Genomic DNA, 22,643 nt, shown 5'->3' on the forward strand with positions numbered 1-22,643 from the left:
CCCCTATCGCTTAGCTACAATTACTTGCGACAATAATTCTTCTACTTTTTCCTTCTTACATAAATCAGCTGAAAATGCTGTTGCACTCCCTGTTGCAACGCCGTATTGAAATGCCTTTTCAATATCTTTTGTCTGTTCATATTTGCCTACAAACCCTGCAACAAGAGAATCTCCGGCCCCAACTGAATTAATTACAACACCTCTTGGAACAGTCGCTTCATATATACCTTCTGCCGTAAATAATAAAGCTCCCTCTCCAGCCATCGATACGATAACGTGTTTTACACCTTGTTCAATTAATTTTCTTCCATAAGGTAAAACGTCCTCTACTGTTGAAAGCTCCACTCCAAACAACTCACCAAGTTCATGATGGTTTGGCTTAATTAAAAATGGCTTATTTTTAATTACATGTTGCAGTGCGCTTCCACTTGCATCTACTACTACACGAATACCTTTTTCAGCTCCAAACGCAGCAATTGATTCGTAAAAGGTACTTGGAATAGAGACCGGTACACTCCCAGCAAGTACAACACAATCTCCAGGTTGCATACTCTCAATTTTTTTCATTAACTGTTCGAACTGCTCTTTTGTTACAATAGGACCTTGGCCATTTAATTCTGTTTCTTCTTCCCCTTTTATTTTCACATTAATGCGAGTATCTTCATCTACTTGGACGAAGTTTGTTGTTACACCTTCCGTCTGTAATACCTCTTTAATAAATTGACCAGTAAATCCACCAGTAAATCCAAGTGCTATATTTTTAACACCTAAACGCTGAAGAACACGAGAAACATTAATTCCTTTTCCTCCAGGAAACTTCATATCTTTCTCCGCTCGATTTATTGTTCCTAAATCAAAAGAAGAAACTTGCACTACATAATCAATAGATGGGTTTAAAGTAACTGTATAGATCATTGTTTATCAGCCTCAATTACATTGGTTTGTCTTTTATATTTTTCTAAATCAATTTCTAAATGGTTTGTAATAATATTTGCTTCTTCAACATTTGCAATTTTCGCAAATGCAACTTCTGAAAACTTACTTTCATCAATTAAGAAATATCCTTCGTTTGCTAATGTTAATGCCATTTGTTTTAAGAGCGCTTCTTCTGGATCTGGCGTTGTAAAGCCAAGCTGTTCATGTACACCATTTGCACCTAAAAAACATTTATCAAAACGATACTTCTGCATACTTTCCTGTGCCATAGCACCGATTAAAGCTTTCGTCCTACTCTTCATCATTCCGCCTAGTAAATACGCACGAATATTATTTTCAACTAAAGCTTCAATATGCATAAGTCCATTCGTAACGACAGTAACATCTTTATTTATTAAAAATGGAATCATTTCAAATGTTGTACTTCCTGCATCTAAATAAACACAATCACCTTGTTCAATAACGCTAGCCGCATACTTAGCAATTTGTTGTTTTATTTGAATGTTTTTGGATGATTTTTCAACCATCGTTGGTTCTTGCCCTTTTCCTGTTAAAACAGCGGCACCACCATGAACTCTTTTTAATAACCTTTGCTTTTCCAATTGCGCTAAATCACGGCGAATTGTCGATTCAGAGCTTTCTGTTCTTTCAACTAATTGCTGTAATTTTACAACTTTCTGTTCTTTTACAAGTTGCAATATCATTTGATGACGTTCAGGAGTTAACATTTTATTCACCTCTTCTTTGATTACAGTATAATGAAAACGGTCACAAAAATCAACCGTAAACAATCAAAAAATAATCAAAAACATCCAAAAACGTTTATAAACAGCAAAAAGAAACCTATTCGATCAAACAATCAAATAGGTTTCTTTTCTAAATTCACTTATAAAGAAGCTTTATATATACTTAAAACATCATCTTTATTTAATTTTTTAAAGTTACCAAATTCACCATACGCCATCGCTTTATCCGCCATTAAATCAATTTCATTTTCTCCAATAGCGTAATCAGATAATGTTACTGGCGCCTCAATTGAAGTCCAAAATTGACGTAACGCCTGAATTCCTTCTAACGCAATTTCTCGATCAGTCTTTCCATCTGTTTCTACATTGAATACTCGAATAGCAAACTGTTTAAAACGACTTACATTTTCCTCTACAACATGCTTCATCCAGTTCGGGAATAAAATCGCAAGGCCACCCCCGTGTGGTATATCATGAACAGCAGAAACTGCATGCTCAATATTATGAGTCGCCCAATCTCCTTTTACTCCCATTGCTAAAATGCCGTTTAACGCCATAGTACCACAATATAAAATAGTTTCTCTATGCTCATAATTTTCTAAATCACTTAAAAGCTTAGGAGCGGTCTCAATTACTGTTTTTAAAACAGCTTCACAATAACGATCTTGTAGTTCTGTATTCGTTCCATGATGGAAATATTGTTCTAATACGTGCGACATAATATCTACCATACCGTAAATTGTTTGATCTTTCGGTACAGAAGTAGTATGAACTGGATCTAAAATCGAAAACTGCGGGAAAGTAACCGGGCTACCCCATCCATACTTTTCATTCGTTTCCCAGTTTGTAATTACCGAGCCTGCATTCATTTCAGATCCTGTTGCTGCAAGAGTAAGTACAGTACCAAATGGTAATGCCTCATTAGCAAATGTTTTTTTCGTTACAATATCCCATACATCTCCATCGTACTTACTACCAGCTGCAATTGCCTTCGTACAGTCGATTACACTCCCTCCACCAACTGCTAAAATAAATTCAACACCATTCTCTTTACAAATTTGAATCCCTTTCTTTACAGTTGATACACGTGGATTCGGTTCAACACCTGTTAATTCAAATACTTCTGCATTAATATCCTTTAAAATAGAAATTACATTATCATAAATACCGTTTCTTTTAATGCTGCCTCCCCCGTATACGAGAAGAACTTTTTTACCGAACTGTGGAATTTCAGTTTTTAACTGTTCTAATTGACCTTTACCGAAAATAAGTTTCGTTGGATTACGAAATACAAAATTTTGCATATTTCTTTACCATCCCTTCTATATGAAAAGCAACTATACTTTTGTATACCATATTTTTTTCATTTCACAAAAATATTTGCTTAATAAAAAAATCCCAGCCTACAGGCTGAGATTTTTTTATTGGTAATAAGGTGAGATCATTAAGTAAACAATAACACCAGATAAACTTACATATAACCAAATCGGCATCGTCCAACGTACAATTTTACGGTGACGTGTTAATTGATTTGTAAAACCAAATACAAGCGCAAACAATGCAAGTGGTACGATAATTGCTGCTAGGATAATATGTGTAATTAAAATGATGAAATACACATATTTAATGAATCCTTCTCCGCCAAAATGTGTTGCCGGTGCTAAGTAATGATACGATAAATACGACACACAAAATAGTAAAGTTGTCGTAAATGCTGCAAGGATAAAACCACGATGCATTTTCACATTCTTTTTAATAATAGAGAATAACGCTGCTAATAAAAATACGAACGTAAAGCTATTAAAAATCGCGTTTAACATTGGTAAAATCGTTACATCAAAATGTACTTCTCCTTCATAGCCAACAGGTCCAAAGAACAAAAATAAAATAATCGCATTTACAATTACAGAAAGCGTTATCACAATAGGAGCATAGCTTTTCTGATTTGTTGATTGATCCACCAAAATGGTCACTCCTTCTTCCTTCAAGTATGTATACATAACCTCACTATTTTAACATATTATTCACAGTGTAAATGTGACAATAGTTTGACACAGCAAGACAAGACAAAGAAAAAAATCCTTCTTAATAAAACTTCTTAAGAAGGATTTTATCGCTTTATTATTCAAATAGCAATGCGATTAGTTTTTGTTAAAAAATGTATCGCTATATGCTTGAAAAATTTCAGACACTTGATATCCCATTAATGAAATTGCTGTTAATGAAAAGAAACCAATCATAAGAAATCGAAACCACATATAAATCTCCTCCTTGTATTTAGCTTAAAAAACATTCGCTATATTACAAGTTGAGTGGCACTCTTCATCGTCACTTTCCTTTTTCCTTACAATTGCTGTAATAAATCGAATCATAAAGAAAACTACAAAAGGAAATTGTTCGTAATTCACATTGGCATAGTTTAGCAACGGCTCGCGCTGCACATCGAACGGAGATGAGAAGGAATAGAACATACCTTGCTCTTCCATATATACAATTACAATTTTCATGCAAAATACGATTCCTAGAAACGAAACAATATCTTGCCATTCTGTCGTATATAACAGGTTATACAGCTCTAATACATACTCTTCCATCATCATCCCCCCTTCCTTTTTTACCATTTTGCTCGCCTTCGTATAAAAAGTCAAGAAAAAAGTTTATATTCACTATGACAATAGTAATTACTTGTTTCTATGATTATATATGATTCTTTTATAGCAATGATTGGGTGTAACTCTCTTCGAAAATAAGAAAATTAGAATCGAACAGATTCCTCATTCTTACTTTTAGGATGCAAAACTGTGATATTTTTATTTCTATTAAAAATAAAATAAGAAAGTATTATAAGAACAGTAACAAACATTGTTAAAAATGCTTGTGAACGTAAAGTATCAATTGCGAACATCGCAACTAAAACTGCTATAATAGCAGCAATTGTAACATACGTTACATACGGAAAAAGCCACATTTTCACTTTCAAATTTTGTTGTTCTACTTTCCCCATTTTTTTACGCATCTTTAAATGCGAAACTGCAATAACGAGATAAACTAGTAACGCAATCCCGCCAGATGCATTCACTAAAAACAAAAAGACTTTATCTGGAGAAATGTAACTAAACACAACTCCAATATAAGCGAAGAAAGTTCCAAATAAAACCGCTCGAACGGGAACACCACTACTGTTCAATTTTAAAAATGACTTTGGAGCATCTCCTCTTTCTGCCATTGAAAAAAGCATTCTTGAATTTGTATATAAGCCTGAATTTAAGCAAGAAAGTACAGCTGTTAAAACGATAAAATTCATAATTTGTGCTGCCGCTGGTATTCCTATATGTTCAAGTACAGCTACAAATGGACTTTTTAATATGTTTGCTGAATTCCATGGCAGTAGCGTGACAACTACCGCTATAGACCCAATAAAAAATACAAGAATACGCCAAATCACACTGTTTGTTGCTGTTTTTACTGCTTTTACAGGTTCTGCAGATTCACCTGCGGCTACTGCTACAATCTCTGATCCCATAAATGAAAATATAACAACAGTAATTCCAAGCAGGACCGAACTTATACCGTTTGGCATAAATCCACCTTGTCCAATTAAATTCGAAGTGCCGGGTGCTTCTGTTCCTGGAACAAATCCTAAAATAACAGCAAGACCTAGACAAAGGAACAAAACAATACTTATTACTTTAATAAAAGAAAACCAATATTCAAACTCTCCAAATGATTTCACCGAAAAAACGTTCGTCAGCGTTAATAAAATTGTTAATATTAAACTTAATAACCAAAGCGGTATTTGTGGAATCCAATATTGGATAATACCAGCACCTGCTGTGGCTTCTATTGCAATAACAATTACCCAAAAAAACCAGTATAACCAGCCTATTGTATAACCCGCCCAAGGACCAATCGCTTCTCTTGCATACGTTGCAAATGAACCACTTGTCGGATTAACAGCTGCCATTTCTCCTAGCATTCTCATGACGAAAATGACTAGAAGTCCTGCTAATGCATATGAAACGATAGAACCTGGTCCTGCCGAATGTACAACTGCACCACTTCCAACAAACAAACCAGCCCCTATTACGCCGCCAATTGAAATCATTGTAATGTGGCGTATTTTGAGGTCTTTCTTTAGATTTTTATCCAAATCTTGTACATCCCCTTCCAAACTAAATTTTGAAACTTATGTAAGAGTACTGTGCGAAAGATTTTGTCCTATACTTTAAAATATATCAAAATATTCTGAATTTAACAATTGCAATTCAACCTTCTTCAAAAATTATTACATTAGGTTTAATACTTTCCCATACACAATTGTTGAGAAAATTATAGTCCCCTTACAAAAGAAAGAATTTTCAGATATTATTAAATAAACAAGATTATACATCTAGACAACTTTTTTGTATAGGAGTGTTGATATGTTAAACAAGTTCAAATTTTTTTGTTGTATTTTAGTAATGTTCTTACTTCTACCGCTATCCCCTTTCCAAGCACAAGCAGCAAACAATTTAGGTTCAAAATTACTCGTTGGATATTGGCATAACTTTGATAACGGTACTGGCATTATTAAATTAAAAGACGTTTCACCAAAATGGGATGTAATCAATGTATCTTTTGGTGAAACTGGTGGTGATCGTTCCACTGTTGAATTTTCTCCTGTGTATGGTACAGATGCAGACTTCAAATCAGATATTTCTTATTTAAAAAGTAAAGGAAAGAAAGTAGTTCTTTCAATAGGTGGACAAAATGGAGTCGTTTTACTTCCTGACAATGCCGCTAAGGATCGTTTTATTAATTCCATACAGTCTCTAATCGATAAATACGGTTTTGATGGAATAGATATTGACCTTGAATCAGGTATTTACTTAAACGGAAATGATACTAATTTCAAAAATCCAACTACTCCCCAAATCGTAAATCTTATATCAGCTATTCGAACAATCTCAGATCATTATGGTCCAGATTTTCTATTAAGCATGGCTCCTGAAACAGCTTATGTTCAAGGCGGTTATAGCGCATATGGAAGCATATGGGGTGCATATTTACCAATTATTTACGGAGTGAAAGATAAACTAACATACATTCATGTTCAACACTACAACGCTGGTAGCGGGATTGGAATGGACGGTAATAACTACAATCAAGGTACTGCAGACTACGAGGTCGCTATGGCAGATATGCTCTTACATGGTTTTCCTGTAGGTGGTAATGCAAATAACATTTTCCCAGCTCTTCGTTCAGATCAAGTCATGATTGGGCTTCCAGCAGCACCAGCGGCAGCTCCAAGTGGTGGATACATTTCGCCAACTGAAATGAAAAAAGCTTTAAATTATATCATTAAAGGAGTTCCGTTCGGAGGAAAGTATAAACTTTCTAACCAGAGTGGCTATCCTGCATTCCGCGGCCTAATGTCTTGGTCTATTAATTGGGATACAAAAAACAACTTCGAATTCTCAAATAACTATAGAACATATTTTGATGGTCTTTCCTTGCAAAAATAACAAAGTAAAACTATAATTAGCCCCCATCAATCGGACATTTATGGGCAATCAATGCAGGATAAAAACAGCAATAGGACCCTTTATAGGTCCTATTGTTGTTTTTTATTTATGAAAACTACTTTGTCACATCTAAAGTTTCAAGAAACTGTTTTCCATCGCCCAACATCGCACGTTCCTCCGAATCATATTGTTAAATATTCTAGTCACTCTTTTGCTTCAACACAAAAACTGAAAGTTCAGGTACACTACAAAATCTAACAGGCATCCTAGTAGTCCCAATACCACGATTTACATATAAATATAACTGCTTACTCTTCCCCTCCACTTCATACATACCTTCAACATAGCTCTCAGCTAGTTTGGTAGTAATTAACGGACCTACAAAAGGGATTTGGACTTGTCCTCCGTGACTATGTCCTGACAGTTGAAGATCAACTGGGTAACGATTTATTTTGGTTACAACATCCGGCTCATGTACTAATAACATGTTAAAATCATTTTGTTTCAAGTTTTTTAAAGTTGAATCTATTTTCGGCTTCCCTAATAGAAAATCATCCAAACCTGATATTGTAATATATTTGCCGTTTTCCACTTTAATTTTCTGCACTTCATTTACTAATACAGAAAAACCAGCTTCCTCCATATATCTTTTGTAAAATAAACTACCGCCCCCGCCCCTATCATGATTCCCAAACACAGCATATTTCCCTAAGGGAGCATAAATTTTCTGCAAAATAGCCTTCGCTTCCTCTCTTTCTGCACTATAAGAACCAAATTTATCTATTAAATCTCCGGTAAAAACTACTATATCTGGATGTAATTCATTCATCTTCTCCACCAAATGTTCAAGTTGCTTCAATGTAAACTCTGGCCCTAAATGTACATCTGAAAACTGTAACATTTTTTTATTATTAAATTCTTTAGGAATTGCAGAAGCTTCTATTTCATTCCATGTAACTGTTACTAGTTTTCGTTCTATTTCTGTCGCATAATAATACAAACTTACTAGTATCATTAATATACTTATAAAACTAATAATAAATATCTTTACGATTGATTTTTTTCGTTCTTTTTTTACATGATTCGTATTCATGTTTTCACCTCTAGAAACACTTTAAATCCTTATTGTTACATTAATGTGACAACATGAACAATGTTATTAATATGTAATTTCCTCCCTATTCACTTTGACAATTTTATACAGAAGTCATACCATATTTTTATAATGTATATATTTTCGAATCTTTTTCTATTCATTCCATCATTTTATTACGGAGGGGTTATTCATGTCTGTATTTACACCAGAAGAAATTACGGAACTTGCTGCGAATTCCGGAAGGAAAAAAGCTCATTTATCATTACTCCCTATGCTAATTCTCGGTTTTTTTGGCGGTGCTTTTATCGCATTAGGGTATTTACTCGATATTCATGTTATTGGGACAATGCCAAAGGCTTGGGGATCATTTTCTAGTTTTCTAGGCGCTGCTGTATTCCCTGTTGGTCTTATTCTCGTTATTCTTGCAGGCGGTGAACTAGTAACTGGTAACATGATGACAGTTTCTATGGCCTGGCTCCAAAAGAAAATTACTTTATTTTATTTCATACGAAATTTAGTTATTGTTACATTTAGCAATTTCATAGGAGCTGTATTTGTAGCCTATTTTTTCGGTCATATCGTTGGCTTAACTGAAGGAGCTTTTTTAGCGAAAACTATTTCTATCGCTCAAGCGAAACTACAAGATACACCATTGCAAGCATTTATTTCTGCAATCGGATGTAATTGGCTCGTTTGTTTAGCTGTTTGGCTCAGTATGGGAAGTAAAGAATTTATCGGAAAGATTATCGGTATTTGGTTCCCAGTTATGACTTTTGTTGCGATTGGATTTCAACACGTTGTAGCAAATATGTTTGTCATCCCAGCCGCAATTTTTGCCGGTCATTTCACTTGGGCTGAATATTTTCCAAACTTTATTTTTGTTTTCTTTGGAAATTTAGTAGGAGGTATGTTATTTGTAGCACTACCTTACTTCATATCTTATAATAAGAAACTATCTTCTTATCAAGAGAAGACTGAAATGAAGAACAAATCTCTGTCGGCTTAAATAGAATGTCTATAAAGAACCCTAAAAATATTACAAATTTCATTTTTTTTGCGAATATATGTACGTACACTTGTTCTCGAATGTTTTATACGTTATAATAACAACTTAAATAGCATTATTTACATATGAGGTGAAAAACATGAACAAAACAGAATTAATTAAAAACGTAGCACAAAATGCTGAGATTTCTCAAAAAGAAGCTACTGTAGTTGTACAAACTGTAGTAGAATCAATCACTAACACTTTAGCTGCTGGTGAAAAAGTACAACTTATCGGATTCGGTACATTCGAAGTTCGCGAAAGAGCTGCTCGTACAGGCCGTAACCCACAAACTGGTGAAGAAATGCAAATCGCAGCTTCTAAAGTACCTGCTTTCAAAGCTGGTAAAGAACTAAAAGAAGCTGTAAAATAATGAAAAATATCCTTCTCATTTATGAGAAGGATATTTTTTCATAACATAATTAATAAAAATCTGACCATTATGCTGTTTCTTTTGTTCTTTTATGCAAATAAAATCTTTACTTTCAAAAAAAGGTTTTGCGGTAATGCTCGCCTCTGTATATATCTCCCTATGCCCTAGGTTCATTGCTTCTTTTTCTAACTTCTGTAGTATGTATGAAGCGACTCTTTTCCCTTGATAATCTTTATGCGTAAATAAACGATCTACGTAACGATCATCGTTATAATCCCCAAACCCCACAATCATACCTTTATGATCGGCTACATAGCTAATATTCTTTTCTAAAGACTGTAACCAATTTTCTCTATCTAGTCGCTCCGGTGCCCACGCCTGTAGCTGTAACTCATTATAATCTTTTGCATTAACCGTATGAACTGTTTCATAGAACAATTGTAATACTTGATCTAAATCTTTTTTCTGGAATGTTCTAATTATAATATCTTTTAACATATATAAGTCTCCTTACCAAACTACCTCTTAACTTTTCTACTACATACGATTCTATATTTCTGCTTTATTATATCGTTTTAATTTCTATACGAACAAAAAAACAATACTTATTCAAGTATTGTTTTTTAATTCTATTCAATTACTTAATGTAGCTTTTTAAGATTTTAATTTAACTCTTTGTAATCGTAATGCATTTAATACAACGGATACAGAACTAAATGCCATCGCTGCTCCAGCAACCCAAGGGGCTAAGAAACCTAATGCCGCAATTGGAATTCCTAACGCGTTATAAGCTAATGCCCAGAATAAATTTTGTTTAATATTTCTTATCGTCATTTTACTCATAAATATCGCATCAGCAATACTATTTAAGTCACCACGGATTAACGTTATATCCGCTGCTTCCATCGCTACATCCGTTCCCGTTCCAATTGCCATACCAATGTTCGCTGTAGCAAGAGCAGGAGCATCATTTATCCCGTCTCCAACCATCGCTACTTTCTTACCATTTGTTTGCAGTTTTTTCACTTCTTCTGCTTTTCCTTCTGGCAATACTTCTGCAATTACGTGATCAATACCAACTTGCTTTGCAATTGCCTGAGCAGTTTGTGTATTATCTCCTGTAATCATCACAACGTCTAGACCCATTTTTTTCAGTCTTGCGATAGCTGCTTTTGAAGTATCTTTCACAGTATCTGCAACGGCAACTATACCAGCATATTCTTTATCGATTGCAATAAGCATTGCTGTTTTTCCTTCTCGTTCTAGCGCTTCCATTGATTTAGAAACTTCTTCAATATCAATATTGAATTTCTTCATTAATCGACGTGTACCAATTAATAAGTGTTTTCCTTCTACAACTGATTCGATACCAAATCCCGGAATCGCTTCAAACGTTTCTGAACTTGGGATATCAATTTTCTTTTCTTTAATTCCTTCTACAATCGCTTCTGCAAGCGGATGTTCAGAATTTCTTTCTGCTGCCCCTACTAATCTAAGCAGTTCATTTTCATTGAATCCATCTGCTACAATTACATCTGTTAATACCGGCTTCCCATTTGTCACTGTACCCGTTTTATCTAAAATAACCGTATCTAATCGGTGCGTTGCTTCTAAATGCTCTCCACCTTTAAATAAAATACCATACTCAGCCGATCTTCCTGATCCTGCCATAATAGATGTAGGCGTTGCAAGACCTAATGCACATGGACAAGCAATAACAAGTACTGCTATCATTTTCTCAAGTGCTCCGCCAAAATCACCAGGTGTAACAAATATCATCCATACTGCAAATGTGATAATCGCAATCACAACTACAACCGGTACGAAAATACCTGAAATTTGATCTGCTACCCTTTGAATAGGAGCTTTTGAACCTTGTGCCTCTTCTACTACTTTAATAATTTGAGCTAATGCAGTATCTCTTCCTACCTTAGTTGCTTTCACTTTTAAAAATCCATTTTTATTTATTGTCGAACCTATTACTACATCCCCAATTGACTTATCAACAGGAATACTTTCACCCGTTAACATCGATTCATCAATTGCTGACTTTCCTTCTACAATCTCACCATCTACTGGTATTTTTTCACCAGGCTTTACATAGACGATATCACCAGCTACTACTTCTTCAATCAAAATTTTTATTTCTGTTCCATCTCGCACAACTGTAGCTGTCTTCGCTTGTAAACCCATCAATTTTTTAATTGCTTCTGATGAGCGCCCTTTTGCTTTCGCTTCAAATAATTTACCTAAAATAATTAATGTAATAAGTACCGCACTCGTTTCAAAATATAAATCTGTCATATGTTTCGAAGAACCAATAGATTGAATACTTAAATATACACTATAGAAATACGCGGCCGACGTTCCAAGCGCCACGAGAACATCCATATTCGCACTTTTATTACGTAACGCTTTATAAGCTCCAACATAAAACTGTCCACCAATGATAAATTGAACAGGAGTTGCAAGTGCTAGTTGCACCCAAGGGTTCATTAACATATCTGGTAAATAAATAAACGACGTAAATGAGAAATGACTAACCATTGCCCACAATAATGGGAAAGATAAAATAAACGAAATAATAAACTTCTTCTTTTGTCTTTCAATTTCTTGTAATCGATGATCAGTTGATGCATCTTGATCATCTGGTTTCACTTCTAATTTATATCCTAGCTTCGTAATCGTACTCTTCATTTCATTTACATTAACTTCATCAGGATTAAAGTCTACTGTAGCTGATTCTAAAGCAAAATTTACTGTCGCTTTGTTCACACCATCTAACTTATTTAAACGCTTTTCAACTCTATTTGCACATGCTGCACATGTCATTCCTGAAACAGTAAATTCAGCTTTATCACTTACAATTCCATATCCTAACGATTCAACTTTTTCTTTAAACTGTTGCGGATTTGTTTTAGTTGGATCGTACATTATTTTTGTTTTTTCAAGTGCAAAATTTACATTTGCCTCATGAACACCTTCTACTTTTTTTAGACCTTTTTCAATTCTATTTGCACATGCCGCACATGTCATTCCCGATATTTGAAGATTGGCCTCTTTTTTTTCATTCATGTCTCTCACCTCTATATACCCTTATGAGGTATAATGATTAGCAAAATAAATCGTACTTTATTTAAAGTACGATTTATTTCCATATCTAAAAATAATTATTGAACATCGTATCCTTGGTCTTCGATTACAGCAACGATATCTTTTAATGTTACGGCAGACGAGTCGATAGTAACTTCAACAGTTCCTTCTGCTAATTGAACCTTCACTTGTTCAACACCGTTTAGCTCTTTCACACTGCTTTCGATAGCATTTACACAATGTCCACAAGACATACCTTCAACCTGTAATGTTAACTGTTCCATTTAAAATCCTCCTCTTGTTTATTCATTGTTTGTTAATCACAATTACATCTTACCATACCCCCCTAAGGTAATCAATGGTTTTATATCATGATTTTTCAATTATTTTCTAAAAGTTTATTTTACACACACTTTTTCACATCAATACGCCGAGATCTTATTATGAAGGTAAACAAAAAAACAAGCCAGTGACATACTAGCTTGTTTTTACGCTTTTGAAAAACGTTCAAATACAGTCATTAATTCTTCAATTGCTTCGTCACCATTGCCATCTTTAATAGCACCTGAAACACAATGACTTGTATGGTTTTTTAATACACCCATTCCTACTTTTTTCATCGCTGCATTAATCGCTGAAATTTGCACTAAAATATCCACGCAATAACGATCATTTTCAATCATATTTTGAATACCGCGGACCTGTCCTTCAATTCTCTTTAATCTATTTATAATCTGTTCTTTTTCTTTTTCTGATCTATGTGTTACTGCTTCATGCTCTTTATGATCCATATTATCACCTTCTTAAAGTTTCTCTTCATTCGAGGGTGTTGCAAAACTCATAAATATCCAAAAATGAATGCATAAAGAAACCCGTTTTCCTGGAAGAATGATAGTATCCTAAAACTATCTCCAGAAAGGACGGATTTACTAGTATGATAACCAATTTTGATCAAAATCAATCCATTTTACAAATTTTATTTGCCTACGTAGACAGTTTAACCATTGGAGGCGTTCCGCCTATGACAGGCCGCCCACCCATCTGTAGAAAAGCTTTACTCAAATGTTTTTTTATAAAAACGGTATTCCAGATCAATTCATTACGTAAGTTAACTCGTTTTTTACATCAATATCCTTCATTTCGTGTATCTTGTGGCCTTTCGCTTGTTCCTCATATATCTACTTTTTCACGTGTAGGCACTTGGTTTCGCAACGAAGAAATTCCGTTGCTTCATAAACAAATTCTTCAAGAAAAGAATTTAGGGTTAATTCCGTGCGTTTTAATTGATAGTACAGCCTTACGGAGTAGTTTATATGATTCTCAAGCGAAATGGGGAAAATCTACTCGCTATGGTTGGTATAAGGGATATAAAACTCATGTCTGTTCTACACCAGAAGGTGTTATATTGTCGTATGCATTTACAACCGCAAATGTACATGATAGTAAAATAGCTCCTGCATTGCTTCGGGATATACAAAACCAAAATGTGTTATTTTCCGTTGCAGATGCCGCTTATGATAGTCAGCACATTCATGAAATTGCCGGAGCATGTGATATCTTTGCGATCAATCCAATTAACCCGCGTAATAGCGGACCAATCAAAAGTACACATCGTCGTGTAGTGTCTCATTTTCTACAAACTACCTTTGGCAAACAGTTGATGAAAGAGCGTGGAAAAATTGAACAACAGTTTAGTCATCTCAAAGATAAAGGGCTGGAACAGCCACGTTGGTATGGTCAAAATCGCTATCTATTGCATGTTCAGCTAGTTTTTCTGATTCATAACATTGCATATTTATTTTAGTTTTGCAACACCCTCTTCATTCAATAAAACAATTGTTTTTTATGAGTATACCAATTATAGCATTAAATATCTACGCATGATACCCCATAAGAGTATATTTACACTTTATGATTATTCTTAACAACTCATTAGCTTCTTAATCTCAATTTTCAGTATACCCTTTCCTTTTTGTCACAAAATCATTATATCTCTCATCAAAATTCAATAAAGTGAAACAAGAATAAGCGGGGATTAACCGCCCCCGCTTATTCTTCGTCTATAATTTTTTAATTTTAATTTTCAGATATTTAACCCTAGAATTTTTCTTTCCATATATAATTATTGCTGATCACATACTTTTGTATCATTCACTACTGAAGTTCCTTCAACGGTTACCGTATGAAAACAATCATTCACTCGAACTGTCACAACATTATCTTGCCGATTAATGATATGATATTCATTAAAATTTTTATTCAGAGCACTGCGAATTTGTTCTCCTTCATAAATTGGGATGCCATGCGATAAAACCCAAATAAGTCCAGCGATAGCAAGAATTGTTTTCATACGATCTACCTCCTTGGGAATATAGTGAACTTTTAATCCATGCTTTTTCAACTCTACGAATCATGATTGAAATAAACCAAGCCTTTTTGGAAATAAGTTCATTTCGTCTATTTTATGTTTATGCTAATTGTGACCGATTTGTGACAACTTTTTGTCTCTTTAGACGAAAAGTTGAAACAAAACTTTCGAAAAGGACAATTCTACATATTAAAAAAGGTTATGGAATGTTTTATCCATAACCTTTTTTCCTATACGTAACTAATAAACCTCAATCCTTTACTTAAAGACGTCGGCACAACAGATGCATGATTCTCCCCTTCAGCTTCATAAAACTTAAATTTAAGTTTATCGTGGTTTACTTGGAGAAGGCGCTCTGATAATTCATTTGCACCTACAACCATATGCTCTCGTTCTAGTGACCCAACTGTAAGGAACACTCCTGTTTCAAACTTAGCATTGTTTAATTCATGTATAAGGTTCTCTTCTTTTTCAAGTACGGATTTATTATTCCACCATATAGATGGACTACTAATAAAATAATTTTGAAAAGCATTTAAGTTTGTAAATAGTATATAAAGAGCAAATAGTCCACCTAAAGAATGTCCAAATAACGTTTGCTTACTTTTATCAATCTCAAAATTCTTTTCAATTTGTGGTTTCAGTTCTTCTTCAATAAAAGTATAGAAATTATGTGCTCCTCCTGTTTTAGGCCACGGTTTACCGTCTGGTTTTAAAGGGGCATCTTTTGAAATTACGCTAGGCGTAAAATCATAGCACCTTTCTTCCCCTGAAAATGCGCCTTCAATTGGATAACCCACTGCTACTATAATAGCTGGTGAAACACCGGTTTTTTCCGCTCTTACTGATTGTATTTTAACTGCTTCATGAAATGTTTGAAAAAAGGCATTGCCATCTAATACGTAAATGACAGGATATCCTGAATCCGGTGCTGGTTGCCTCGGCTTTGAAATATGAATTTGATATTCCTTACCTTCTAATTTTGAATACATTTTCCACTGCTCTGTATTAGATGTTATAATCTGCTGTTTTTCAACTGTAGTATTCACCCTATTCCCCCTCTTTTTTAACTTGTTACATATATTTCGATTTTTTCTTCTTCAGATACAACGCTATCATATCCGAAACAAACAGGAGCCCCGTTATACGGATCAATCATGACACGTGCATCAATATGAAATACTTCTTTTAACACTTCATTTGTAATGATTTCTTCCGGGCTACCAGTTGTAACAATTTCTCCTTCCTTCATTGCAATAATTTCATCTGAAAACCTTGATGCATGGTTAATATCATGTAATACCATAACAACCGTACAATTATGTTCTTTATTTAACTTCTCCACAATTTGTAATACATCTAATTGATGAGACATATCAAGGTATGTAGTTGGCTCATCTAATAGCAACACTTCTGTCTCTTGTGCTAATGCCATCGCTAGCCATACCTTTTGTCTTTGACCACCTGATAAATTTGCAATTTGTCTCGTTCGAAATTCAGAAGTTTTCGTTATATCTAATGCCCAATCAATCATTTCTTTATCTTTTGTCGTTAACTTATTTACGTTATTTCGATGTGGATAGCGTCCATAAGAAATTAATTCTTCCACTTTAAGCTCACCTGGTGCAATTGGAGTTTGCGGGAGTAAAGCTAACTGCTTCGCAATTTCTTTCGTTGGAATTGTATGTAAATCCTGTCCTTGCAAATATACTTTACCGCTTTTTTGTTTTAAAATTCTTCCCATTGTTTTTAACAATGTCGATTTACCGCAACCGTTTGGACCTATAATTGTCGTTACTTTTCCTTCTTGTATTTCCACATTTAAATCGCGAAACACTGTAAGCTTTTCATAACTTGTTTCTAAATTTTTTGCACTTAAAATACTCACTTTTATTCCTCCTCTTACGCTTTCGCCTTATAAAGTAAATATAAGAAATACGGTACACCGACAATAGAAATAACGATTCCAACTGGTAGCTCTACAGGTGTAAAAACTGTTTTCGCAATAAAGTCTGAAGCAATTACAAGAAACATTCCGATTACGCCGCACGTAGGAATTATATACTTATGTTGAATACCGACAAGCCTTTTCGCTATATGCGGTGCCATTAAGCCAATAAAACCGATACTCCCTGAAACAGCAACACATGCGCTCACAAGCCCGATACTACTTAATAGTAAAATCGATTTCTCTCTTTCTACTGAAACACCTAAACTTGTAATACTCGTTTCTTCCAATTGAAATAAATCTAATAAATAAGCTTTCTTTTGTATAAGCGGAATTAAGATAATAAGCCATGGTAACATAGCCACAATATACTTCCAGTTTGCACTATATATGCTTCCAGACACCCACACTGCGGCCATTTCAAAATCAGTTGACTTCATTTTGAGTGATAAGTACATAGAAAAGGCTCCAAATCCTGATCCAATTGCAATCCCTGTTAATAAAAGTCGCTGCGAATCTAATTTACCGTTTTTCCAAGAAAACAGATAAATGATGATAGCTGCACCTAATCCGCCTACTAAACCAAACATTGGCATCATCATAATAGAAACCCAGTCTGTGCTTTTTAATTGCCCTTGAAAGAAAAACATAAAAATGACAATCGCTGTTCCTGCTCCGGCATTTACGCCTAAAATACCTGGGTCCGCCAACCCATTTCTCGTAATCCCTTGAATAACGGCACCCGCAACACCAAGGCCTAATCCTACTAATCCAGCAATTACGATGCGCGGAAGGCGAAACTCAAAAATAACTAAATCATGTTCTGGTACTGGATCAATTCTAAAAAGTGTTTTAAATACATCTGTAATCGTAATGTCGAACGTACCATTTGTTAAACTAATATAAATAGCACATAGTATTAAAAATATAATAATCCCCATCGTCATTCCGAAACGTTGACTTGAACTTTTAAGCATGTCTCTCTCCTCCTCTAGTACGGATTAAATAAAGGAAGAAAGGAATTCCAATTAAAGAGGTAACGACTCCAATAGGTGTTTCAAATGGATAGTTTATAAATCTACTCAAAACGTCACATAACGCTAAGAAAACGCCACCAATAACACCTGCACATGGCAAAATCCACTTATAATCTACCCCAATTATAAAGCGCGTAATGTGCGGAATAATTAAACCTACAAAACCAACTTTCCCCACTAAAGCAACTGCTGTTCCTGTTAAGAAAATTACCGATAAAATTGCCATCGCTTTAACTAGTTTTGTACGTTGCCCTAAATTAATAGAAACCTCTTCGCCTAATGAAAGAATGGTAATAGATTTTGATATTAACAATGCTAAAATTATTCCAATTATCCCAAACGGTATCGTGATTTTAATGATATTAGGATCTACTTGATCTAACTTTGCATTAAACCAAAAACTAACATTTTGAGAAATTTGGAAATACGAAGCCATTGCAGCCGATACACTACTTAAAAATGTTCCAATAACTGTTCCTATAATCGCTAACCTAACTGGTGATAAGCCATTTTGAAGGAGCGAACCAAAACCAAATACGATACCGGCTCCTAGTGCAGAACCAATCATTGAACATACAACCATACCAATTGATGACATTCCCGGAAGAAAAATCATGCTAAGTGTAATAACAAAGGCAGCGCCATCCGTCACACCCATAATAGAAGGGGATGCAAGATAGTTTCTTGTCATCCCCTGCATAAGTGCTCCTGATATGGCTAGAAATGCTCCGACTAAAAGAGCTGCAACTACCCTTGGTAAACGTGAAGTAATAATAATATTATGATTTACATCGCTTGAATCAAAATGAAATAATGCGTTCCACACTGTTTCAGCGTCAATACTTTTTGCCCCATACAAAATCGAAAGTATAATTGTAAATAAGATGAGTATGGGTGCTATACATAATATAGTTACTGGTACTGCATTTGTTTTCTGCATATCATTCAACGCACCTTACTTATTGTATTATTTAGATAAATTTTTCACGGCTTCTTTTAAGAATGCTGTTTTACTCCAAGCTGTACCACCTTGTGCCATTGGATCTACAACATTTACAAATACTTTCTTTTCCTTCGCAGCATTCATACTTTGCCAAATTGGATTACTTTCAATTTCTTCTAACACTTTCGGGTTTTTATTTTCACTTGCCTCATATTGTAAGAAAATATAATCTGGGTTAAGTTCAGCAAGTTTTTCAAATGAAATTTTCTCTTGTGCTTTTACAGTTTTCAATTGTTCTGGAGCAGTTAGTCCAAGATCTTTATAAATTACAGGGTTGAAGTATACTCCTTCTGGATATAGGAATAATTCATTTGCTCTTAGTCTTATGACAAGTACTTTTTTATCTTTTAACTTATCTCCTAGTTTTGCTTTTGCTTTTTCAGCGTCCGAATTGTAATCCTTAATAATTTTTTCTGCTTTATCTTTTTTACCAGTTAATTCTCCCATTAACTTTAAGTTATCTTCCCAATTTGTTGAAACGTGTGATACCGGGAATGTAGGAGCTACTTTCGTAAACTTTTCAGCTGTTTCTGCTGGGAATTTCGTACTCGATGTAATAACATCTGGTTTTAATTGTAGTAATGTTTCGAAATTGGGTTGCATTTTCTCACCAACAGATTTAGCACCTTCTAACTCTTTTTCAAGATATTTTGGTAATTTACCACCTACAGTAATGGCACCAACTGGTTTAATTCCAAGTACTGCCGCATCTTCCATTGACTCTAAACTAGCTGTCGCAATTTTATCTACTTTTGCTGGCACTGTATACTCTTTACCTAAATATGTGATTTTTCGTTTTTCATCTTTTTTCGTTTCCGTAGCTTTTGTCTGTTGTTTTTGCTCGCCTGAAGTTTTATCCGCACTATTACATGCCGCTAAACCTACACTTAAAACTGTAACCATCCCTAAAGTAAATAATTTCTTGTTCATCTTTATATGTCTCCTCTCGAATTTTCAAACTATATTCTCAATAAAATTTAACTATATGAACCTTGTCCCATATATATATTTCATTAGATTAATAATTTTATCCAGAACTCATTCCCGTTCACTTCCCCTAGACTATAATTCTTTTACGCCTTCATCACTTGATAATCATTTTCACTGATAATGATTATCGTTACTAAGTATATATTTAATATGAAATTATTTCAAGAATGATTTGAAAAATTTTAACAAACTGAATTAAAAAAAGAAGTATCTCCCTAATATTAGGGAGATACTTCTTTTTTTTAGAAATTTATATGTAATTCAACTGGACAATGGTCTGACCCCATTACTTCACTATTAATTTTCGCTTCTGTTATTTGGTCTTTCATTCGTTCCGAAACAACAAAATAATCTAAACGCCATCCAATATTTTCACCTTTGTAATCTTGCTCTTACATTTATGAATACATACATACGCACTTTATTCAGGTTATACTAATTTCAGAGGTGATGTTCTATGCACAATGAAGGAGTTACATTAACAAATGAGTATTGGCAAGCAATTATTCATAATGATTCTTCCTATGATAGCAAATTCTTTTATGCTGTGAAATCAACTGGAATCTTTTGCAGACCATCATGCAAATCAAGAATACCGAATAGAAACAATGTACGAATTTTTCATCATGCAGAGCAAGCATTAAGTGAAAACTTTCGCCCGTGCAAACGTTGTAAGCCAAATGGAATCACTTTACCTAATGAAGAGTGGGTAAAACAAATTAAAGACTATATCGAAAAGCATTATGACAAATCTTTAACTCTCGACATGCTTGCGGAAATGTGTCACGGTAGCCCTTTTCATTTACAACGTACTTTCAAAAGAATAATAGGGCTAACTCCTATAGAATATATACAACAATTCAGGATTCTTAAAGCAACCGAATACCTTTTACACACAAATCAATCTATTAAAGAAATTAGTACTGCTGTCGGGATAGAAAACCCAGAATATTTCGCAACTTTATTTAAAAAGAAAACCGGATTTACTCCTACTGAATATCGAAAAAAGAACGAGATGAAAGAGGGATACGATAATGAATTCCTACAAAAATAATTATATATATTGGACGCTACTTACACATAAAAATTGGCAATTTCATATTGCTGCAACTGAAAATGGACTATGTTTCATTGGATCACAAGACGAAAACTTTGAAGAATTAAATATATGGGCTAGAAAAAAACTGCCCCAACATATATTGATCCATAGTCCAGATTACTTGCAAATATATACGAAAGAAGTTATCGAGTATTTAGAAAACAAGCGAGAAACTTTTACATTCCCTATCGATGCTTATGGAACTAATTTTCAATTATCTGTTTGGAATACGGTACGTGAAATTCCTTATGGAAAGACATATTCTTATACAGAAATTGCTGAAAGAATTCAAAAACCTAAAGCTGTGCGCGCCGTTGCTTCTGCTATTGCTGCTAATCCTCTTCTTATCACCATTCCTTGTCACCGCGTTATTGGGAAGAATGGGAAACTAACCGGATTTAGGGGTGGATTAGAAATGAAGAAAAAATTGCTTACATTAGAAAAGTTGCAGGTGGAATTCATATGACAGCAGAATATAATAGCGTATTATCTATAGCAGTTCCAAAAGAATTTTGTTTCCAAGAAAATTTACGTTATCTATCACGTTCTAACAATGAATGTATGTTCCATATTGAAGATAACAAAATTTATAAAGTTATCCCTGTTCAAGATGTAAATCCTTTAGTTGAAATTAGTGTGAATACAGATGGCAATATTCAAATACATTGTTTAGAAGAATCATATACATCTGAAAAATCGATACGTGAAGCTGTAGCTAACTATGTAAAAGAATGGTTTGATTTAACTACTGATTTAGCTCCCTTTTATACATTAGCTAAACATGATTTACTCCTTCAAGGACCAATTGAACAATATTACGGCCTTCGTACTTTAGGTATTCCAGACTTATTTGAGGCACTTTCCTGGGGAATTATCGGTCAACAAATTAACTTAACATATGCTTATACGCTAAAAAGAAGATTAGTTGAGCAATTTGGAAGTTATGTAGAATGGGACGGTAGAAAGCATTGGATATTCCCATCACCTGAAACAATTGCAAATCTACATGTAGAAGATCTCCAACAATTAAAAATGACGACTAGAAAATGTGAATATTTAATCGGTATTGCGAAGCTTATTACAGAGAGAAAACTATTAAAAGAGGATTTACTGCAAACACAAGATGTAAAGGTTGCTGAGAAACAATTAACCGCTATCCATGGTATAGGACCATGGACTGCCAACTATGTTTTAATGCGTTGTTTAAGATTTCCTTCAGCTTTTCCAATTGATGATGTTGGTCTGCATAATGCAATTAAATTTATAACAGGTTCCGAAAATAAACCGACTAAAAATGAAATAAAAGATTTCGCGGCAAACTGGGCTAATTGGGAGTCTTATGCGACTTTTTATTTGTGGCGAGTACTATATTAAAAGAACCAAGTAGCACATTCGTACTACTTGG

24 protein-coding genes and 1 pseudogene are annotated in these 22,643 nt (G+C 34.3%); 7 read left to right on the plus strand and 18 right to left on the minus strand.

Features of this window, described 5'->3' with window-relative positions:
- Positions 1-3: 3 nt before the first annotated feature.
- The 6 genes from pfkB to gabP all read right to left on the minus strand — a co-directional run bounded on the left by pfkB (position 4) and on the right by gabP (position 5,832).
- Entirely contained in the window at positions 4-915 is a 912-nt protein-coding gene (pfkB, locus tag V6946_RS19630; protein ID WP_006922254.1) for a 1-phosphofructokinase, read from the minus strand.
- The gene (locus V6946_RS19635; RefSeq protein WP_006922253.1) at positions 912-1,664 is read right to left on the minus strand and encodes a DeoR/GlpR family DNA-binding transcription regulator; all 753 of its coding nucleotides are present in this window, start codon (positions 1,662-1,664) and stop codon (positions 912-914) included. Before V6946_RS19635 ends, pfkB begins: the two co-directional genes overlap by 4 nt.
- Before the next feature lie 158 nt (positions 1,665-1,822).
- Positions 1,823-2,986, minus strand: a complete 1,164-nt coding sequence (locus V6946_RS19640; protein WP_025708990.1) for an iron-containing alcohol dehydrogenase — start codon at positions 2,984-2,986, stop codon at positions 1,823-1,825.
- A 117-nt stretch (positions 2,987-3,103) separates the two neighbouring features.
- Positions 3,104-3,646: a DUF420 domain-containing protein gene (locus V6946_RS19645; RefSeq protein ID WP_000228315.1), complete on the minus strand. Its 543-nt coding sequence runs from the start codon at positions 3,644-3,646 to the stop codon at positions 3,104-3,106.
- A gap of 318 nt (positions 3,647-3,964) precedes the next feature.
- Positions 3,965-4,303: a hypothetical protein gene (locus V6946_RS19650; RefSeq protein WP_002026213.1), complete on the minus strand. Its 339-nt coding sequence runs from the start codon at positions 4,301-4,303 to the stop codon at positions 3,965-3,967.
- Positions 4,304-4,437: 134 nt separating this feature from the next.
- A complete protein-coding gene (gabP, locus tag V6946_RS19655; RefSeq protein WP_000360111.1) occupies positions 4,438-5,832 on the minus strand; it encodes a GABA permease in 1,395 nt (464 codons plus the stop codon).
- Positions 5,833-6,103: 271 nt separating this feature from the next.
- On the opposite strand from gabP, the gene V6946_RS19660 reads away from it, so the two are divergent.
- Positions 6,104-7,186, plus strand: a complete 1,083-nt coding sequence (locus V6946_RS19660) for a chitinase (RefSeq protein ID WP_006922246.1) — start codon at positions 6,104-6,106, stop codon at positions 7,184-7,186.
- Positions 7,187-7,385: 199 nt separating this feature from the next.
- On the opposite strand, the gene V6946_RS19665 is transcribed toward V6946_RS19660, so the two are convergent.
- Positions 7,386-8,279 (minus strand): metallophosphoesterase, encoded by an 894-nt coding sequence (locus tag V6946_RS19665; protein WP_001095338.1) that lies wholly within the window; start codon positions 8,277-8,279, stop codon positions 7,386-7,388.
- 193 nt (positions 8,280-8,472) lie between these two features.
- Between V6946_RS19665 and V6946_RS19670 the strand changes: the two genes are divergently transcribed.
- Both V6946_RS19670 and V6946_RS19675 read left to right on the plus strand, forming a co-directional pair.
- Entirely contained in the window at positions 8,473-9,288 is an 816-nt protein-coding gene (locus V6946_RS19670) for a formate/nitrite transporter family protein (RefSeq protein ID WP_006922243.1), read from the plus strand.
- A gap of 139 nt (positions 9,289-9,427) precedes the next feature.
- Positions 9,428-9,700 (plus strand): HU family DNA-binding protein, encoded by a 273-nt coding sequence (locus V6946_RS19675; RefSeq protein WP_001043904.1) that lies wholly within the window; start codon positions 9,428-9,430, stop codon positions 9,698-9,700.
- A gap of 15 nt (positions 9,701-9,715) precedes the next feature.
- Here V6946_RS19675 and V6946_RS19680 read toward each other — a convergent pair whose 3' ends face one another.
- The 4 genes from V6946_RS19680 to V6946_RS19695 all read right to left on the minus strand — a co-directional run bounded on the left by V6946_RS19680 (position 9,716) and on the right by V6946_RS19695 (position 13,584).
- Complete coding sequence (locus tag V6946_RS19680) at positions 9,716-10,198, minus strand: GNAT family N-acetyltransferase (protein WP_006922242.1); 483 nt, start codon at positions 10,196-10,198, stop codon at positions 9,716-9,718.
- 156 nt (positions 10,199-10,354) lie between these two features.
- Positions 10,355-12,775, minus strand: coding sequence for a heavy metal translocating P-type ATPase (locus V6946_RS19685; protein ID WP_006922241.1), 2,421 nt, complete (start codon positions 12,773-12,775; stop codon positions 10,355-10,357).
- A 95-nt stretch (positions 12,776-12,870) separates the two neighbouring features.
- The gene (copZ, locus tag V6946_RS19690; protein WP_000436973.1) at positions 12,871-13,077 is read right to left on the minus strand and encodes a copper chaperone CopZ; all 207 of its coding nucleotides are present in this window, start codon (positions 13,075-13,077) and stop codon (positions 12,871-12,873) included.
- Positions 13,078-13,281: 204 nt separating this feature from the next.
- On the minus strand, positions 13,282-13,584 hold the full coding sequence (locus tag V6946_RS19695) for a metal-sensing transcriptional repressor (RefSeq protein ID WP_000349636.1): 303 nt from the start codon (positions 13,582-13,584) through the stop codon (positions 13,282-13,284).
- A gap of 143 nt (positions 13,585-13,727) precedes the next feature.
- On the opposite strand from V6946_RS19695, the gene V6946_RS19700 reads away from it, so the two are divergent.
- Entirely contained in the window at positions 13,728-14,597 is an 870-nt protein-coding gene (locus V6946_RS19700) for an ISNCY family transposase (RefSeq protein WP_023520903.1), read from the plus strand.
- 318 nt (positions 14,598-14,915) lie between these two features.
- Here V6946_RS19700 and V6946_RS19705 read toward each other — a convergent pair whose 3' ends face one another.
- The 7 genes and pseudogenes from V6946_RS19705 to V6946_RS19735 all read right to left on the minus strand — a co-directional run.
- Positions 14,916-15,143, minus strand: a complete 228-nt coding sequence (locus tag V6946_RS19705) for a hypothetical protein (RefSeq protein WP_000849104.1) — start codon at positions 15,141-15,143, stop codon at positions 14,916-14,918.
- Between the two features lie 248 nt (positions 15,144-15,391).
- The gene (locus tag V6946_RS19710) at positions 15,392-16,210 is read right to left on the minus strand and encodes an alpha/beta hydrolase (protein WP_006922233.1); all 819 of its coding nucleotides are present in this window, start codon (positions 16,208-16,210) and stop codon (positions 15,392-15,394) included.
- 17 nt (positions 16,211-16,227) lie between these two features.
- Positions 16,228-17,049: an ABC transporter ATP-binding protein gene (locus V6946_RS19715; protein WP_006922230.1), complete on the minus strand. Its 822-nt coding sequence runs from the start codon at positions 17,047-17,049 to the stop codon at positions 16,228-16,230.
- Between the two features lie 14 nt (positions 17,050-17,063).
- A complete protein-coding gene (locus tag V6946_RS19720; protein ID WP_000920450.1) occupies positions 17,064-18,086 on the minus strand; it encodes an iron ABC transporter permease in 1,023 nt (340 codons plus the stop codon).
- Positions 18,079-19,086 (minus strand): iron ABC transporter permease, encoded by a 1,008-nt coding sequence (locus V6946_RS19725; RefSeq protein ID WP_006922226.1) that lies wholly within the window; start codon positions 19,084-19,086, stop codon positions 18,079-18,081. Before V6946_RS19725 ends, V6946_RS19720 begins: the two co-directional genes overlap by 8 nt.
- A 27-nt stretch (positions 19,087-19,113) precedes the next feature.
- Complete coding sequence (locus tag V6946_RS19730; protein WP_001035506.1) at positions 19,114-20,079, minus strand: iron-hydroxamate ABC transporter substrate-binding protein; 966 nt, start codon at positions 20,077-20,079, stop codon at positions 19,114-19,116.
- 302 nt (positions 20,080-20,381) lie between these two features.
- Positions 20,382-20,519, minus strand: a pseudogene (locus V6946_RS19735) (exodeoxyribonuclease III); the annotation flags it as partial.
- Between the two features lie 77 nt (positions 20,520-20,596).
- On the opposite strand from V6946_RS19735, the gene V6946_RS19740 reads away from it, so the two are divergent.
- Genes V6946_RS19740 through V6946_RS19750 form a run of 3 tightly spaced genes read left to right on the plus strand, consistent with a single transcriptional unit; the run spans position 20,597 to position 22,612 of the window.
- Positions 20,597-21,193 (plus strand): bifunctional transcriptional activator/DNA repair enzyme AdaA, encoded by a 597-nt coding sequence (locus V6946_RS19740; RefSeq protein WP_006922223.1) that lies wholly within the window; start codon positions 20,597-20,599, stop codon positions 21,191-21,193.
- The gene (locus V6946_RS19745) at positions 21,174-21,704 is read left to right on the plus strand and encodes a methylated-DNA--[protein]-cysteine S-methyltransferase (RefSeq protein WP_001089833.1); all 531 of its coding nucleotides are present in this window, start codon (positions 21,174-21,176) and stop codon (positions 21,702-21,704) included. Before V6946_RS19740 ends, V6946_RS19745 begins: the two co-directional genes overlap by 20 nt.
- A complete protein-coding gene (locus V6946_RS19750) occupies positions 21,701-22,612 on the plus strand; it encodes a DNA-3-methyladenine glycosylase 2 (protein WP_000123520.1) in 912 nt (303 codons plus the stop codon). The genes V6946_RS19745 and V6946_RS19750 overlap by 4 nt, the downstream gene beginning before the upstream one ends.
- Positions 22,613-22,643: the final 31 nt, after the last annotated feature.

Origin of the sequence: Bacillus sp. PPSBB_2 (genome assembly GCF_045291115.1) — a bacterium.
In the GTDB taxonomy this organism is placed as follows: domain Bacteria; phylum Bacillota; class Bacilli; order Bacillales; family Bacillaceae_G; genus Bacillus_A; species Bacillus_A cereus.

Coding starts and splice junctions, on each gene's coding strand:
- pfkB (WP_006922254.1), bottom strand. CDS start 915: ATGATCTATACAGTTACTTTAAACCCATCTATTGATTATGTAGTGCAA.
- V6946_RS19635 (WP_006922253.1), bottom strand. CDS start 1,664: ATGTTAACTCCTGAACGTCATCAAATGATATTGCAACTTGTAAAAGAA.
- V6946_RS19640 (WP_025708990.1), bottom strand. CDS start 2,986: ATGCAAAATTTTGTATTTCGTAATCCAACGAAACTTATTTTCGGTAAA.
- V6946_RS19650 (WP_002026213.1), bottom strand. CDS start 4,303: ATGGTAAAAAAGGAAGGGGGGATGATGATGGAAGAGTATGTATTAGAG.
- V6946_RS19660 (WP_006922246.1), top strand. CDS start 6,104: ATGTTAAACAAGTTCAAATTTTTTTGTTGTATTTTAGTAATGTTCTTA.
- V6946_RS19665 (WP_001095338.1), bottom strand. CDS start 8,279: ATGAATACGAATCATGTAAAAAAAGAACGAAAAAAATCAATCGTAAAG.
- V6946_RS19670 (WP_006922243.1), top strand. CDS start 8,473: ATGTCTGTATTTACACCAGAAGAAATTACGGAACTTGCTGCGAATTCC.
- V6946_RS19675 (WP_001043904.1), top strand. CDS start 9,428: ATGAACAAAACAGAATTAATTAAAAACGTAGCACAAAATGCTGAGATT.
- V6946_RS19680 (WP_006922242.1), bottom strand. CDS start 10,198: ATGTTAAAAGATATTATAATTAGAACATTCCAGAAAAAAGATTTAGAT.
- V6946_RS19685 (WP_006922241.1), bottom strand. CDS start 12,775: ATGAATGAAAAAAAAGAGGCCAATCTTCAAATATCGGGAATGACATGT.
- copZ (WP_000436973.1), bottom strand. CDS start 13,077: ATGGAACAGTTAACATTACAGGTTGAAGGTATGTCTTGTGGACATTGT.
- V6946_RS19695 (WP_000349636.1), bottom strand. CDS start 13,584: ATGGATCATAAAGAGCATGAAGCAGTAACACATAGATCAGAAAAAGAA.
- V6946_RS19700 (WP_023520903.1), top strand. CDS start 13,728: ATGATAACCAATTTTGATCAAAATCAATCCATTTTACAAATTTTATTT.
- V6946_RS19705 (WP_000849104.1), bottom strand. CDS start 15,143: ATGAAAACAATTCTTGCTATCGCTGGACTTATTTGGGTTTTATCGCAT.
- V6946_RS19720 (WP_000920450.1), bottom strand. CDS start 18,086: ATGCTTAAAAGTTCAAGTCAACGTTTCGGAATGACGATGGGGATTATT.
- V6946_RS19725 (WP_006922226.1), bottom strand. CDS start 19,086: ATGCAGAAAACAAATGCAGTACCAGTAACTATATTATGTATAGCACCC.
- V6946_RS19730 (WP_001035506.1), bottom strand. CDS start 20,079: ATGAACAAGAAATTATTTACTTTAGGGATGGTTACAGTTTTAAGTGTA.
- V6946_RS19740 (WP_006922223.1), top strand. CDS start 20,597: ATGCACAATGAAGGAGTTACATTAACAAATGAGTATTGGCAAGCAATT.
- V6946_RS19745 (WP_001089833.1), top strand. CDS start 21,174: ATGAATTCCTACAAAAATAATTATATATATTGGACGCTACTTACACAT.
- V6946_RS19750 (WP_000123520.1), top strand. CDS start 21,701: ATGACAGCAGAATATAATAGCGTATTATCTATAGCAGTTCCAAAAGAA.